The sequence below is a fragment of the Algibacter lectus genome, assembly GCF_900112395.1.
Classification (GTDB): domain Bacteria; phylum Bacteroidota; class Bacteroidia; order Flavobacteriales; family Flavobacteriaceae; genus Algibacter; species Algibacter lectus.
In genome coordinates, this window is record NZ_FOLN01000008.1 from 110908 (window position 1) to 125574 (window position 14667).

Below are 14667 nucleotides of genomic sequence, written 5' to 3' on the forward strand. Positions count from 1 at the left end.
TCAATTTATTATGCCTATTATAAAAACTATAAACGGAAAAACACCTCAATTACCAAGTGATTGTTACATAGCAGAAAATGCTGTAATAGTTGGCGATGTTACTGTTGGAACACAATGTAGTATTTGGTTTAGTGCCGTAATTCGTGGCGATGTGCATTACATAAAAATGGGTAACAAGGTAAACGTTCAAGATGGTGCGGTAATACATGCTACGTATCAAAAATCGCCAACAACTATAGGTAATAATGTATCTATTGGGCATAATGCCATTGTCCATGGTTGCACCATTCACGATAATGTTTTGGTTGGAATGGGCAGTATTATTATGGACGATTGCGTAATTGAAAGTAATAGTATTATTGCCGCCGGAGCTGTGGTTACCAAAAACACACGTGTAGAATCGGGTAGTATTTATGCTGGTGTGCCTGCTAAAAAAGTTAAAGATATTAGCGAAGAATTGATCTCGGGAGAAATAAATCGTATAGCCGATAATTACATTAAATATTCGAGTTGGTTTAAAGAATAGTCTCTTAAAATGAGTTTATTGTGGTCTGAAAAACAAGGTGTATATGGTGCCAGTTGTTCCTGCACCACCGCCAACATTTATAGCCATAGAACCATCTCCTTTTAAATCACCTCCATAAGAAATTGAACGAGAAAAACGGCCTTCGGCTTCTAGTGAGAGATTAAAACCGCCTTCGGTATTATTTATTCTATCGAACGATTTTACAGTTTTATCGGCGTTTAAATACAGCACATAACCCCAACCTTCGTATTGTTGGTTTGCACCCGTAACTAAATCGGCTATACCATCGCCATCTATATCGCCAGGCGCACACATAGCATGACCTAAGTTGGCTCCAAAAGTTCCGTTAGGATTAATGTCTGTAACTAATTCGTCTGTAAAGCCATTTAACCCTTCTGTTATTTTTGTTTTAGATACAACGTTGTAAGTTGTAGAATCTAAAGATAGAATCCAGATGGCACCTTTTCCATCATCGGACATAAAAGCGCCTACAGCTAATTCTTTATTGCCATCATTGTCGAGATCTCCGAGCATTGCAACTTCTCGACCACCAAACTGATCGTTATCTTCTAAACCTTCGCCAAAGCCACCTTGTGTTGAACTAATGGTTACTTTATTGGCATAAATTACTTGAGAATTGGCATTTAAAAATAAAATATCTATAGCGCCTCTATTACTGCCGCCGTCGCTAGAGCTGGGAGCGCATGCTACTAAATCGATTCTGCCATCGTTATTTAAATCGCCTATAGCAGATAGGCCATTGGCATTAATGTTTTCGTTTTTTACAAAGTCTTTAACAGTACCATCGGTTTTGAGGTGAATAATATATAATGCATTGTTTGGTGCAACGGGGGCAGCAACGGCAATATCAGGAATGCCATCGGCATCATAATCTCCAATGCCTGCAACGCCATACCCGAAAAAATTGCCTTCATTTAAAACTTCTGAAAAGCCTCCGGAAAGCATCGATATTTTTTGATTTGCTTTTACTGTACCATCATTATTCATAAATAAAATGTAAACGGCTCCCGCATCGGTTTCTCCATCATCATCAGATCGAGCCCCAACTACAAAGTCTATAACCCCATCTCCATCAACATCACCAATTTTATCATGGTCGCGCCCAAAGCGATCTCCACTTTCTAAACTAGCGACTAAGCCTCCAGAACCTTCTGTGATAGTAACAGAGCCTTCAGGTTGATATTGTAATATGTTTTCAGGGATGACTTCTTCAGAATCATTTGAGTTTTCATTATTAGAACAAGATATAAAGGTTAGTGCTACTAAAAGTACAGTTAGAATTTTCATGGTTTGTATTTAATTAACACTTAGACCTGAATTTTTAGGAAAGGTTTAATTTGCCGCGGTTCGACTAACTATCAATCGGCATTAGGATGAAAGTTTGGAAATTACATCTTTAAGTGTACTTACAAATTAGAAATCGGCAATTTCAATATTGAATTTTTGGTTTAAAAGGGTATTCATGGTTTCTGGATTTCCGTTGGTTAAAAAGCGGTTTTTTGCAAGACTTGTTGATGTGTTTAATAAGTTGTTTTGTTGCAATATAGCTTTGGTTTGGCGCGCCACGGCTTCACCAGAATCTATAATTTTAACGTGATTTGGAAGAATGTCTAGCAGTAATGGCATTAAATAAGGATAGTGCGTACAGCCTAAAACCAGATGGTCTATGTTGGCAGTTATCATGGGGTTGAGGTAGATTTTTAATAGTGATCTCATTTCTGGTGAATCTAATTTTCCGGTTTCAATGAGGTCTACAATACCTTCTCCAACCTGTTCGATAATATGTACGCTTTTGGAAAATATCCCAGCTGTTTTTGAGAATAGTGCACTACTTAATGTGCCTTTGGTTGCCAAAATACCAATGGCGTTTGTTTTAGTTTGTAGGGCTGCTGGTTTTATGGCAGGTTCAATACCTATAAACGGAATTTTGTATTGAGCGCGTAGGTAATCTATAGCATTTGTGGTTGCTGTATTGCAGGCTACTACTATTATTTTACAGTTTTGATTGAGTAAATATTCGGTGTTTTTTATGCTTAAATTTATAATGGCATCTTTACCTTTAGAACCGTAAGGAGCGTGTTTGCTATCGGCTAAATAAAGCGTGTTCTCGTTTGGTAAAAGCGCGTTAATTTCTTTCCAGATGGAAGTTCCGCCAACTCCAGAATCGAAAATACCTATAGAGTTTTTATTCATTTTAAAGCTTGTTTTTTTGGGCGTCGCGTATTTCTTTTTCGAGATGGTCTAAATATAAAATACCACTTAAATGATCGATTTCGTGTTGAAATATTACGGCAGTAAAATCGCTTATGGTTTCATTTTTATGTTCGGCATTCATGGTATCGTATTCAATTTCTATTAAAAAGGAACGACTATTAAGCATATCGCTGCGGTTCGGGATGGATAAACAGCCTTCTTTTACCGATTGTTTCTCTGTTGAATATTTGGTGATTCGTGGATTTAAATAGACCTCAAACGGGTGGTTCTCTTTATCAAAACGCTGTACCCAAATAATGTTTTTTAAAATGCCTACTTGCGGCGCGGCAATACCAACACCCATAGATATACTGTCTCTAACTGTAGCATAGAGTCTGTTAACAAAGGTTTTTAAAACAACATTGTTTGGCGATGGTTTTACGTATGCACTTTTTGAACGTAATAAAAGTGAATCTTTTTTGTTAGTTATTTTAAAAACACGCATGGGTACTAAACTATCGGCACTTGAAATTAATTGCGTTTGTTCTTTAGAAAAACTTTGATTTGTAAGAGATTTACTGCTAGAACAGCTAGCTAAAATGATTAGTAATAAAAGAGTGTATATTTTATTTTTCATTAGAGTAAACATAATAAAATAAGAACGGTTAAACTACCATTCGTTTATTTTGTTGGAGTCTAATTTAATAAAAATAAAGATTAAAATAGTAAATGCCCAAAGTCCAGAGCCACCATAACTAAAAAGCGGTAATGGAATACCGATGGTTGGAATTAAACCCATAACCATGCCTATATTAATTAAAAAGTGGATAAATACAATGGCCGCAACTCCATAGCCATAAACACGACTGAATTGCGATTTTTGAAGTTCAGCTAAGTGTAATATACGCAGTAGTAATAGTACAAAAACGATTACTACAAAGGAGCTGCCAATAAAACCCCACTCTTCGCCAACGGTGCTGAAAATATAATCGGTATGCTGTTCTGGTACAAATTTACCAGTGGTACGTGTGCCTTCCATAAAGCCTTTACCAGAAAGCCCGCCTGAGCTTATGGCTTTTTCTGATTCGTTGAGGTTATATGCAAAAGTTTGCTTCATTTTCTGAAGCTTAACAGGGTCTTTCTCTAAGCGTAACCATAGGCTTATACGGTCTTGTTGGTGTGGTTGTAAAATGCTTTGATAGAAGAATTTCACCCCAAATGAAACAGCTAAAGCCGCTATTAAAATTAGTGTTAATTGATAAAGTCTAAGTTTTCTTTTGTTTAGAAAATGATAAGAAATTACTACTATGATAGAAATTATTGATGTTATTATAGCTCCAAATTTTAAAGATAAAATGGAGAGGAGTATAACCGAAACTGCTAGTGTTAAATAGTATTTGGGTAAGCCTTCGCGATATAAAACAAAAAAGAAGGCGCCATAAACAATGGTACTTCCGGTATCATTTTGTAGTAATACAAGAAAGGCAGGTGTTATGATTATAGCAAACGTTTTAATTTGATCACTAAAGTTTTTAATGTTGGTGTTTAAATCACTAATATATTTGGCAACGGCCAAGGCTGTGGCTGTTTTTGCAAATTCACTAGGTTGCAACGTCATGCCTCCAATGGCATACCAAGATGTTGCTCCGTTTACGTTTTTACCGAATATAAAGAGCCCAACTAAGGACAACATGGATATAATATAGATAAGGCTAGAGAAACGCTCGTAGAACTTAGCATCTATGGCTAAGAGTAGTATAATTAAACCGAAGGTTAAAAAAATAAAAATAAGTTGTTTCCCGAAGGGTTGAGAAAGATCGAAATAATCTAAAGTTACTCCGGTGTGTGATGCCGATAAAATATTAAGCCAACCAAAACCTACTAAAAGAAAAAATAGAAAGATAGTAATCCAATCGAATTTAAAATGTCTGTTAGTGTCTCTAACCATTAATTTGCTGTTTTATTTATTTTATTCAGCTCTGTTTTTAGTCGATTGTATTCTTGATCGTCAACAATTTGCAAGCTTGTTTGTCCGTTAATTCTAAAAGACTCACCAGAATAAGGTTTAGCATATTCGTTCTCTAAACTATGCTTTAAAAGCCACTCTTCTAAATCTTTTCGGGTAATTTCTTTTTTAATATGTTTTTCAATCATTAAACTAGCAATTCGTCCAGCAAAACGACTTCCCCAATATCCGTTTTCAACAAAAACAGCAATGGCTATTTTTGGATTATCTTTTGGAGCAAAGGCTAAAAATATAGAATGGTCGGTAAGCTGTGTTCTTACGCTATCAATTTTTACAAAATTTTCTACAGTTCCAGTTTTTCCGCAGATGTCAATATCTTTTACTTGTAAAGATGCTGCTGTACCTTGTTTGTAAACTTGTAGCATACCCTTGATAACAGGTTCGAAGTTTTGCTTGTCTATAGTAGTTATTTTAGGTTTTGTAAACTGTTCTGGTAAAGTTTCGTTTTCAATACTTTTTATAATGTGTGGCGTAAAATAATGCCCGCGATTGGCAATAGCTGCAGCCATATTAGCTAATTGAATTGGTGTTGTGGCAACTTCCCCTTGCCCAATAGCATTAGAAATGGTATAGGTAGAGTAGAAAGTGTTTGGGTAAATATGCTTGTAATATGCACGGTCTGGTATACGTCCTTTTTGGCCTACATACAAATCGTTATTTAAAAACTCGCCTAATCCAAAACTTTTAGCATGATTGCTCCAGGTATCAATACCTGCTGAAGCATTACCATTTTTATCTAAAATTTTTCGGTATGTAGTAGCAAAGTATGCATTGCATGAGCGTTGTATACCAGAAATCATATCATTTCTAGTACCGCTATGGCAGTGGCATTTCATAAATCTATTTCCATATTTATAACCTGCGTAACAGGTAACAGTTTCATCTGGGGTTACAACGCCTTCTTGTAAAGCGATTAAGGCATTCATTAATTTAAATGGTGATCCTGGCTCATAAACGCCTTGTAAACTTCTATTGAAAAGCGGTTTCGCAATAGAATCGTTATAGAGTTTTGTGAAATTTTTAGAACGATTTCTTCCCACTAAAATATTAGGATCGTAAGTTGGAGCCGCAACCATGGCTAATATTTCTCCAGACGATGGTTCTATGGCAATAACACCACCGCGTTTATTTTGCATAAGCAATTCACCGTAGGCCTGTAAATCGGCATCAATTGTGATTTTGATGTCTTTACCTTGTTCTGGGGTAATATCGAATTCGCCATCTTTATAAGGGCCGATATCTCGATTGAATCTATCTTTTTGAATAAATTTTAAACCTTTAACACCACGCAACGTTTCTTCATAAGAGGCTTCAATACCTTGTTTTCCGATAAGGTCACCCATTTTGTAGTAATCGTCACGATTTATAATGGCATTGTTTACCTCTCCAATATCACCTAAAACGTTGGCGCCAATAGTGGTTTCGTAATGTCTAAGTGAACGTTTTTGAATATAAAAACCTTTAAACTTACGCATTTTTTCTTGTAGTACTGCGTAGTCAGATTTTGATAAATGTGAAACAAAAACAGATGATAATCTAGGGGAATAGCGACGTGCTTTGTTGTATGTTGTGATAAATTTTTCTTTATCAATTTTTAAAAGATTACAAAACTCTAAAGTATCTAGTGGTTCTACTTCTCGAGGAATTACCATAACATCGTATGATGGTTGGTTGGAAACTAAAAGTTCACCGTTTCTGTCATATACAAAGCCTCTTTTTGGGTAATCCCATACTTTTCTAATGGCATTATCATCGTATAAACTATCTGAATTCGAGCTGTACACTTGAAGATAAAAAAGCCTAGAAATAAATAAAACACCAACAAGAATGATGGAGATAAAAAGTAAAAATTGTCTCATTTCGTTTTCCTACTAAAAATAACTGTAATTAGAATAATCAATATAATACTGAATATACTTGAGAATAACGCCTTTTGAAGGATTAAAATTATTTTTGAAAAGTTAAATATTTCTAAACTAAACAAAACAAAGTGATGCACTATGGTTAATAATGAGATATAGGTAAGTTTAGCACCAAAGTCTACTGTATTGAAACGGATGGTTTGGTGTTCGTAAATCATACCGAAAGACGATTTTAAAAGAATAGGGCGAATGTAAGCGATAAATACGCATGCTGCCGCATGAACGCCTCCTGTGTCTAGAAATAAATCAATCGACAATCCTAAGAAGAAACTAATAAAAATGATAACAATACGATTATTTCTAACCGGGAAAAATGCAATTAATAAAATGTAGATATACGGATTTATATATCCTAAGAAATTAATGTGGTTGAATATTAATACTTGAAAAAGGACAAGGATAATAAATCGGCTAGCTTGGGCGAAAAAAACACTATTCATTGCTTATGCCGTTTAAAAGGTTTTTAATTTCAGGAAGATTGATGTTTTTTATAATGTAAACATGCTCAATATTCGTCATGTCGTTAAACAACAATACATTTATTTCGTAGTAATTCTCTGTGTTGTCTAGTTTGAAATCGTTAACGGTACCAATAGGAACGCCTTTAGGAAAAATAGAAGATAGGCCAGAGGTTACAATGGTATCTCCTGTTTTAAAGTTTGCAATTTTAGGGATATCTACTAATTGGGTAATTCTTGGGTTTTTCCCGTTCCATTTTAAAGACCCATAATGGTTGGTCTTTTTTAACTTGGCACTAATGTTACTAGTTGTATTTAATATTGAAATAACGGTTGCGAAATTTTTACTCGTTTTATTTACAATACCTAAAATGCCCTTACTTGTAATAACGCCAAAATCTTCAAAAACACTATCGTTTTTACCTTTGTTTAAAAGTAAAACATTATCAGGTAAAGCATAACTGTTTTTGATAATGTTGGCCGAAGTAAATCTGTATTTATCATTAAAAGATAAGCTATCTATATAAACTGAATCTTTTGTAGCTTGGTTGTACAAAAGAGATTTTAGATGTCTGTTTTCTTCTGATAACAGATTGTTTTGAGATCTTAAATTAAAATAATCTGAAATATTATTTACAGAATTATAAACACCACCAGTTAAAAAGTTAGCCGAGTTAATAAACTTACTTTTATGGTAGGAGTGTGACTGAATTGTAAAAACAATAGAAATGCTAAACAGCAACAAGAACAACAAAAAGTTTTTGTTTCTTATTAGAAAATTAATAATCTGTTGCATGGGTTATAGACCTATTTTATGCTTTTATTTTATCAATACACTTTTGTATTTAGGTAAGTTTTTAAGAGTGATACCTGTACCACGTACTACAGCACGCAACGGATCTTCGGCAATGTAAACCGGTAAATCTGTTTTTAAAGATAAACGCTTATCCAAACCACGTAACATAGAGCCACCACCAGCTAAATAAATACCGGTGTTGTAAATATCTGCAGCTAATTCTGGAGGCGTTTGAGATAAGGTTTCCATAACGGCATCTTCAATACGTAAAATAGATTTATCTAAAGCCTTAGCTATTTCTCTATATGAAATTGATACTTGCTTAGGTTTTCCTGTTAATAAATCACGTCCTTGAACGCTCATATCCTCTGGAGGTAATTCTAAATCTTCGGTAGCAGCACCAATTTGAATTTTTATTTTTTCAGCAGTACGTTCACCCACATATAAATTGTGTTGCGTACGCATGTAATAAACAATATCGTTTGTAAATACATCACCTGCAATTTTAACCGATTTGTCGCAAACAATACCTCCAAGAGCAATAACAGCAATTTCTGTTGTACCACCACCTATATCTACAACCATGTTTCCTTTAGGTTGCATAATATCTACGCCAATACCAATTGCAGCAGCCATAGGCTCGTGAATTAAGTAAACTTCTTTACCATTAACACGTTCTGCACTTTCTTTTACTGCTCGCATTTCTACTTCTGTAATTCCAGAAGGAATACAAATTACCATACGTAAAGCAGGTGTGAAGAACTTCTTTTTTAATGCTGGTATATTTTTAATAAACATACTAATCATTTGTTCCGAAGCATCAAAATCTGCAATAACACCATCTTTTAACGGACGGATGGTTTTAATATTTTCATGGGTTTTACCTTGCATTAAACTGGCTTCTTGCCCTACGGCAATAATTTTACCAGAAATTCTATCTCTTGCCACGATAGATGGTGCATCTACAACAACCTTATCATTATGAATAATAAGCGTGTTTGCGGTACCTAAATCTATGGCTATATCTTCGGTAAGGAAGTCAAAAAATCCCATGTGCTATTAATAATTAATTATGGTTTAAAATACGAATCCCGTAAAAGTACTAAAAGTTACTAAATATTCTGAGTTTTATAGGGCTCAAAATTCTGTTTACCAAATGTATTCTTAGGTTATACGTAATTTATTAGTTTATGGACGGTTTAAAACTTGCGTTTCCTGAAGAAACGAAGTTTAAACCGTCTATAGAATTTAGTGTTTAAAATGGCGTGTTCCTGTCATAACCATGGCTACATTGTTGCTATTACAATAATCAATACTTAATTGATCTTTTATAGAACCACCTGGCTGAATTACCGAAGTAATACCTGCGTTTTTTGCTATTTCTACACAATCAGGGAAAGGGAAAAAGGCATCACTAGCCATAGCAGAACCGTTTAAATCGAATTTAAAAGTTTGTGCTTTGTGTATGGCTTGCTCTAAAGCATCAACACGACTAGTTTGTCCTGTTCCACTGGCTAATAACGTTTTGTTTTTTGTTAAAACAATAGTGTTAGATTTGGTATGCTTACAAATTTTAGAAGCAAAAATTAAATCGTCCACTTGTTCGCTTGTTGGTGCTAAAGTTGTTACTGTTTTTAAATCTTCAGCCTGATCTGTAATGTTATTTCTATCTTGAACTAAAACGCCGTTTAAACAACTTCTAACGTTTGTTTGTGGCATTTCAATATCATGTATTTCTAATAAAATTCTGTTCTTTTTACCTTTAAGAGTTTCTAGCGCTTCCGCAGAAAAAGAAGGTGCGATAACAACTTCACAGAATAATTTGTGTATTTCTTCAGCTGTAGCTAAATCAATTTCTTTATTACTAATTAAAACACCACCAAAGGCAGAAACAGGGTCTCCAGCTAAAGCATCTATATAAGCTTGGTGAAGCGTATCACGCTGTGCTAAACCACAAGCATTATTGTGTTTTAATACAGCAAATGTTGGTGCGTCATTTTTAAATTCGTTCATTAAATTAACAGCGGCATCAACATCTAAAAGGTTATTGTAACTTAATTCTTTTCCATGAAGTTTAGTGAATAACTCATCGAAGTTTCCGAAGAAAAATCCTTTTTGGTGTGGGTTTTCACCGTAACGTAACGTTTTACCGTTAGTCTCGCTTATTTTTAAAACTGTTTCTTCATTGTTTTGGTTGAAGTAGTTAAAAATAGCAGTATCGTAATGAGAAGATACGTTGAATGCTTTTCCCGCAAAACGTTTTCTGTTTTCTTCTGAAATGCTTCCGTTATTTTCTGAAATAAGTTCTAAAAATTCAGCATAATCATCAACTGAAGATACACAGATAACATCTGAATAATTTTTAGCAGCAGCACGAATTAAAGAAATTCCTCCGATATCAATTTTTTCAATAATATCTTGAGTACTTGCTCCAGAAGCTACTGTTTTTTCAAAAGGATATAAATCAACAATTACAACATCAAGTTGTGGGATATTATATTCGGCTAATTCAGCAACATCACCATCATGGTTTTGTCTGTTTAAAATACCACCAAAAACTTTTGGGTGTAATGTTTTTACACGACCACCAAGAATAGAAGGGTAAGATGTAACATCTTCTACAGGAACAACGTCTATACCTAAATCGTTAATAAATTTTTCAGTACCACCGGTAGAATAAATGGTTACGCCTTGTTCGTTTAACTTTCTTACAATTGGTTCTAATCCGTCTTTACTAAATACTGAAATTAGTGCCGATTTAATGGTTTTTTCGTTGCTCATTGGTGTTGTGTTGTGTTTAAGAGTGCTTTTTTATGTGAAATTTTGTTGTTTTTCAGTCTTTTACGCTGAAAATTTAAAATATTTGCAAAAGTACTTATTTAGTTTAAAAAATGGGTTGTGAAATAATAAAAAAGACGCTTCAGTTTTTAACTAAAAACAGAAGTTGTTAACAAGTGGAATGCAAAACGCAAACACCACGTGCTAACAACTTAAATAAACTTGCTATATTTTAATTTTTTAATAGAGAATTTTACTAAAGTATAGTTGCAACTTGCGCGCAAACAAACTCCAGAAAACGTTCGTCTAATTCTGTAAAAGGATCTGGCGTATTAGAGTCGATATCTATTTGGCCAATGTTTTCGCCATTAACAAAAATAGGAACTACTATTTCGGCTTTAACAGTAATGCTACAAGCAATATAATTATCTTGAGCAGCGACGTCTGGCACAACAAAGTTTTCGTTGCTAACGGCTACTTGTCCGCAAATACCTTTTCCAAAAGGAATTACAGTATGGTCTGTTGGCGCACCAACATAAGGACCCAAAAGTAGCTCTTCTTTTTCGCCGTTTCTAAAATAGAAACCGACCCAGTTATAATATGTTATGTTTTTATCGAGTAGTTCGCATATTTTTAATAGACGCTCGTTTTTATCTAGGTCTTGGTTAGAAATAATTGCTGATACTTGGGGTTTTAGAGTTTCTAAAATCATAATTTGAAAAGTTTTGGCAAAAGTATTTAAAAAGATGTAATTTCGGTACTTTGTTTATAGCATTTTAATTTGAAAACACTCTTTATAAAATACAGGTCGGTAATAAAGTTTATACTTACATTTTTGTTGGTGTACTTATCACTTTCTGTAATTTATAAATTTTATTTACAATTTTCTGATGGTTCTGAATTTTATCCAGATTATTTCACGCATTTGGTTGGTGAGCAAAGTAAAGATTTGCTAAACACATTTGGCTATGCTACCGAAATGGTGCCACATCTAGAAGAGCCTTCTTTAAAGGTAATGATAGGTAATACCTATGTAGCTAGAGTTATTGAAGGGTGTAACGGATTAAGCGTGTTAATTCTATTTATCTCTTTTATTGTTGCATTTTCAGGAAGATTGAAAGCTACACTTTTGTATCTGCTTTCAGGGAGTGTAATCATCTATGTGGTTAATGTTTTGCGCATTGTAATATTATCGATTTGGCTTTATAAATACCCAGAACAATCGGAGTTTTTACATGCCGTAGTATTTCCAGCTATTATTTATGGTGCTGTATTTTTACTTTGGATTTTTTGGGTGAATCGTTTTTCTAAATTAAACCAAAAAAATGTCTAAATCGGTTAAATATATTCTGCTTTTTATATTGATAACCGTATTGGTGTTAATTCGATGGTTTGAGAATGAATTGTTTTACGATCCATATTTAACCTTCTTTCATAATGATTATTTGTATATTGATAGTCCGCGTAGAGAAGTATTAAAATTAGTAGCTTTTACAGTTTTACGCTATGTTCTAAACGGTTTAGTTTCCTTAGGGATTCTTTATGTGGTTTTTAAAGATAGAAGCATTATTAAGTTTTCAGTTTTGGTTTACGCTATGGCTTTTATTATTTTAATTTGTGGCTATTTGTATTTTGTTATCAACCCGAAACAAACCGATTACTACTTCTTTTTTAATTTGAGACGCTTTTTAATTCAGCCTGTAATTTTAATATTGTTACTGCCTGCTTTTTATTATTACAAACTTACCAAAGATTTAAAGTAGATTTTATTCTGAAGCAGTACAGGCTCGTTTATTTCTCTAGGAACACATGGAGTATTTCAATTTTAAACACAAAAAAAGGTGCTTATTTAGTTCGAAAACCTCATAAACACCTTAAGTTATTTTAATCTGTATTATTTATTTTATTAACCCAGCACGTTTTAATAAAGCTTCAGGTTTTGGTTCTTGACCTCTAAAACGTTTGTAAAGTACCATTGGGTTTTCTGTTCCACCTTGCGACAGTACGTTGTCTTTAAATTTGGTAGCAACTTCTTTATTGAAAATACCAGCTTCTTGAAAATATTCGAAAGCATCGGCATCTAAAACTTCAGCCCATTTGTAACTGTAATACCCAGATGAATATCCACCTTGAAAAATATGAGAAAATGCGGTACTCATGCAAGTCTCTTCTGTTTTAGGATATAAGTTGGTGTCTTTAAAAGCTTCAGTTTCAAAATCTTTAACATTTGAGATGCTTGATGGATCTTGTCCGTGCCATTTCATATCTAAAAGACCAAAACTTAACTGACGTAATGTTTGCATTCCTTGGTGAAAACTAGCCGAATCTTTTATTTTTTCAACTAAATCCATTGGGATAACTTCTCCAGTTTCATAATGTTTGGCAAACAATTCTAAAGCTTCTTTTTCGTAGCACCAGTTTTCCATAACCTGACTTGGTAATTCTACAAAATCCCAAAACACACTGGTTCCAGATAAACTTGGGTAAGTAGTGTTTGCTAGCATACCATGCAATGCGTGTCCAAATTCGTGAAATAGGGTAGTCACTTCGTTAAAGGTTAATAAAGATGGTTTGCTTTTTGTTGGTTTTGTAAAGTTGCAAACTATAGAAATGTGCGGGCGGCTATTTTCGCCATCTATTACATATTGTGGTTTGTAAGATGTCATCCAAGCACCGTTTCTTTTTCCTGATCTTGGGAAGAAATCGGCGTAAAATATAGAAACTAAATCACCGTTTTTATCGGTAACTTTATACGTTAAAACATCTTCGTGATATTTATCAATAGTATCAATTTCTTCAAAACTTAAATCGAATAATTTGTTAGCGACCGTAAAAGCGCCATCAATTACATTTTCTAATTTAAAATACGGTTTTAGCTGTTCATCATCTAAACTGAATAATTTTTGTTTCAGTTTTTCAGAATAATAAGATCCATCCCATTTTTCTAATTGGTCTATGTTATCTAATTCTTTTGCAAATTTCTCTAAGTTTTCAAACTCCTTTTTTGCAGCTGGTTTTGCTTTTTCTAACAACTCATTAGAAAAATCTAAAACTTTTTCAGGGGTTTGCGCCATACGTTCTTCTAGAACAAAATGCGCATGCGTTTTGTAACCTAATAAATTAGCGCGTTGGTGACGTAGGTTTACAATTTGTAATACAATGCCTTGATTGTCTAAATCGTCACCCTTAAAGGCTTTGCTGCCTGCCGCTAAAGTTAGTTTTTTACGTAACTCTCTATTGTCTGCATAGGTTACAAAAGGAATGTAACTTGGGTAATCTAGAGTGAATAACCAACCTTCTTTTTCTTTAGATTCTGCCAATTGTTTTGCAGCTTCTATTGTGCCTTCTGGTAAACCGGCTAAATCTTTTTCGTCTACAATAAGCATTTCAAACTTATTGGTTTCAGCTAAAACATTTTCTCCGAATTTTAAACTTAATTGACTCAGTTTTTTGTCTATTTCGCGTAATTTTTCCTTTTTGTCTTCGGGTAAATTAGCTCCGTTTCTAGAAAATCCTTTATATCTTTTATCTAATAAGGTTTGTTCTTCCGTAGTTAAATTTAACTCATTTTTATTATCGTAAACGGCTTTTACACGCTTAAATAAGTCTTCGTTTAATGTAATGTCATTACCAAATTCTGATAATAAAGGAGAAACTTCTTGAGCTATTTTTTGGATAGTTTCATTGGTTTCAGCAGAATTTAAATTGAAAAATATACTCGAAATTCTATCTAATTGTTCTCCGGAAAAATCTAATGCTACAATGGTGTTTTCAAAGCTAGGTGCTTCGGTGTTGTTTACTATCGCATCAATTTCAGCTTTGGCTTGCTTTATGGCTTCCTTAAAAGTAGGAAGATAGTCGTCGTTTTCAATAGCTAAAAAAGGAGCTGCGTTGTATGGGGTTTGGAACGGGGTAATTAAAGATGCTTTTATCATTTTAATTAAATA

14 protein-coding genes are annotated in these 14667 nt (G+C 33.9%); 3 read left to right on the plus strand and 11 right to left on the minus strand.

Annotated elements, in window-relative coordinates; translation table 11 throughout:
* Window positions 1-10 precede the first annotated feature (10 nt).
* Window positions 11-526 carry a gamma carbonic anhydrase family protein gene (locus tag BM246_RS14200; RefSeq protein ID WP_042496982.1) on the plus strand — a complete coding sequence of 172 codons (516 nt, stop codon included), beginning with the start codon at window positions 11-13 and terminating at the stop codon, window positions 524-526.
* Window positions 527-541: 15 nt separating this feature from the next.
* On the opposite strand, the gene BM246_RS14205 is transcribed toward BM246_RS14200, so the two are convergent.
* The 10 genes from BM246_RS14205 to BM246_RS14250 form a co-directional block, all read right to left on the minus strand.
* On the minus strand, window positions 542-1834 hold the full coding sequence (locus BM246_RS14205) for an integrin alpha (protein WP_083415819.1): 1293 nt from the start codon (window positions 1832-1834) through the stop codon (window positions 542-544).
* A gap of 126 nt (window positions 1835-1960) precedes the next feature.
* A complete protein-coding gene (gene murI, locus BM246_RS14210; protein ID WP_074938795.1) occupies window positions 1961-2740 on the minus strand; it encodes a glutamate racemase in 780 nt (259 codons plus the stop codon).
* 1 nt (window position 2741) lies between these two features.
* A complete protein-coding gene (gene def / locus BM246_RS14215; RefSeq protein ID WP_074938797.1) occupies window positions 2742-3377 on the minus strand; it encodes a peptide deformylase in 636 nt (211 codons plus the stop codon).
* A 33-nt stretch (window positions 3378-3410) separates the two neighbouring features.
* The gene (gene rodA, locus BM246_RS14220; protein ID WP_042504334.1) at window positions 3411-4688 is read right to left on the minus strand and encodes a rod shape-determining protein RodA; all 1278 of its coding nucleotides are present in this window, start codon (window positions 4686-4688) and stop codon (window positions 3411-3413) included.
* A complete protein-coding gene (mrdA, locus tag BM246_RS14225; protein ID WP_074938800.1) occupies window positions 4688-6625 on the minus strand; it encodes a penicillin-binding protein 2 in 1938 nt (645 codons plus the stop codon). The genes rodA and mrdA overlap by 1 nt, the downstream gene beginning before the upstream one ends.
* Window positions 6622-7128, minus strand: coding sequence for a hypothetical protein (locus BM246_RS14230; RefSeq protein WP_042504329.1), 507 nt, complete (start codon window positions 7126-7128; stop codon window positions 6622-6624). The genes mrdA and BM246_RS14230 overlap by 4 nt, the downstream gene beginning before the upstream one ends.
* The gene (gene mreC, locus BM246_RS14235; protein WP_042496993.1) at window positions 7121-7942 is read right to left on the minus strand and encodes a rod shape-determining protein MreC; all 822 of its coding nucleotides are present in this window, start codon (window positions 7940-7942) and stop codon (window positions 7121-7123) included. The genes BM246_RS14230 and mreC overlap by 8 nt, the downstream gene beginning before the upstream one ends.
* 24 nt (window positions 7943-7966) lie before the next feature.
* Window positions 7967-8995: a rod shape-determining protein gene (locus BM246_RS14240; RefSeq protein ID WP_042496995.1), complete on the minus strand. Its 1029-nt coding sequence runs from the start codon at window positions 8993-8995 to the stop codon at window positions 7967-7969.
* Between the two features lie 195 nt (window positions 8996-9190).
* The gene (purH, locus tag BM246_RS14245) at window positions 9191-10723 is read right to left on the minus strand and encodes a bifunctional phosphoribosylaminoimidazolecarboxamide formyltransferase/IMP cyclohydrolase (protein WP_042496998.1); all 1533 of its coding nucleotides are present in this window, start codon (window positions 10721-10723) and stop codon (window positions 9191-9193) included.
* 253 nt (window positions 10724-10976) lie between these two features.
* On the minus strand, window positions 10977-11432 hold the full coding sequence (locus BM246_RS14250; RefSeq protein WP_074938802.1) for a GAF domain-containing protein: 456 nt from the start codon (window positions 11430-11432) through the stop codon (window positions 10977-10979).
* A 69-nt stretch (window positions 11433-11501) separates the two neighbouring features.
* On the opposite strand from BM246_RS14250, the gene xrtF reads away from it, so the two are divergent.
* Window positions 11502-12053, plus strand: a complete 552-nt coding sequence (xrtF, locus tag BM246_RS14255; protein WP_074938804.1) for an exosortase family protein XrtF — start codon at window positions 11502-11504, stop codon at window positions 12051-12053.
* The gene (locus BM246_RS14260) at window positions 12046-12483 is read left to right on the plus strand and encodes an exosortase F system-associated membrane protein (RefSeq protein ID WP_074938807.1); all 438 of its coding nucleotides are present in this window, start codon (window positions 12046-12048) and stop codon (window positions 12481-12483) included. The genes xrtF and BM246_RS14260 overlap by 8 nt, the downstream gene beginning before the upstream one ends.
* Window positions 12484-12618: 135 nt before the next feature.
* Here the strand turns inward: BM246_RS14260 and BM246_RS14265 are convergent, their stop codons facing one another.
* On the minus strand, window positions 12619-14655 hold the full coding sequence (locus BM246_RS14265) for a M3 family metallopeptidase (protein ID WP_074938811.1): 2037 nt from the start codon (window positions 14653-14655) through the stop codon (window positions 12619-12621).
* Between the last annotated feature and the right edge of the window lie 12 nt (window positions 14656-14667).

What these genes read in the sequence shown, in the direction of transcription:
- murI (WP_074938795.1), bottom strand. Translation starts at nt 2,740, where the DNA reads ATGAATAAAAACTCTATAGGTATTTTCGATTCTGGAGTTGGCGGAACT.
- BM246_RS14250 (WP_074938802.1), bottom strand. Translation starts at nt 11,432, where the DNA reads ATGATTTTAGAAACTCTAAAACCCCAAGTATCAGCAATTATTTCTAAC.
- BM246_RS14265 (WP_074938811.1), bottom strand. Translation starts at nt 14,655, where the DNA reads ATGATAAAAGCATCTTTAATTACCCCGTTCCAAACCCCATACAACGCA.
- BM246_RS14260 (WP_074938807.1), top strand. Translation starts at nt 12,046, where the DNA reads ATGTCTAAATCGGTTAAATATATTCTGCTTTTTATATTGATAACCGTA.
- mreC (WP_042496993.1), bottom strand. Translation starts at nt 7,942, where the DNA reads ATGCAACAGATTATTAATTTTCTAATAAGAAACAAAAACTTTTTGTTG.
- rodA (WP_042504334.1), bottom strand. Translation starts at nt 4,688, where the DNA reads ATGGTTAGAGACACTAACAGACATTTTAAATTCGATTGGATTACTATC.
- BM246_RS14205 (WP_083415819.1), bottom strand. Translation starts at nt 1,834, where the DNA reads ATGAAAATTCTAACTGTACTTTTAGTAGCACTAACCTTTATATCTTGT.
- BM246_RS14230 (WP_042504329.1), bottom strand. Translation starts at nt 7,128, where the DNA reads ATGAATAGTGTTTTTTTCGCCCAAGCTAGCCGATTTATTATCCTTGTC.
- mrdA (WP_074938800.1), bottom strand. Translation starts at nt 6,625, where the DNA reads ATGAGACAATTTTTACTTTTTATCTCCATCATTCTTGTTGGTGTTTTA.
- purH (WP_042496998.1), bottom strand. Translation starts at nt 10,723, where the DNA reads ATGAGCAACGAAAAAACCATTAAATCGGCACTAATTTCAGTATTTAGT.
- BM246_RS14240 (WP_042496995.1), bottom strand. Translation starts at nt 8,995, where the DNA reads ATGGGATTTTTTGACTTCCTTACCGAAGATATAGCCATAGATTTAGGT.
- def (WP_074938797.1), bottom strand. Translation starts at nt 3,377, where the DNA reads ATGAAAAATAAAATATACACTCTTTTATTACTAATCATTTTAGCTAGC.
- BM246_RS14200 (WP_042496982.1), top strand. Translation starts at nt 11, where the DNA reads ATGCCTATTATAAAAACTATAAACGGAAAAACACCTCAATTACCAAGT.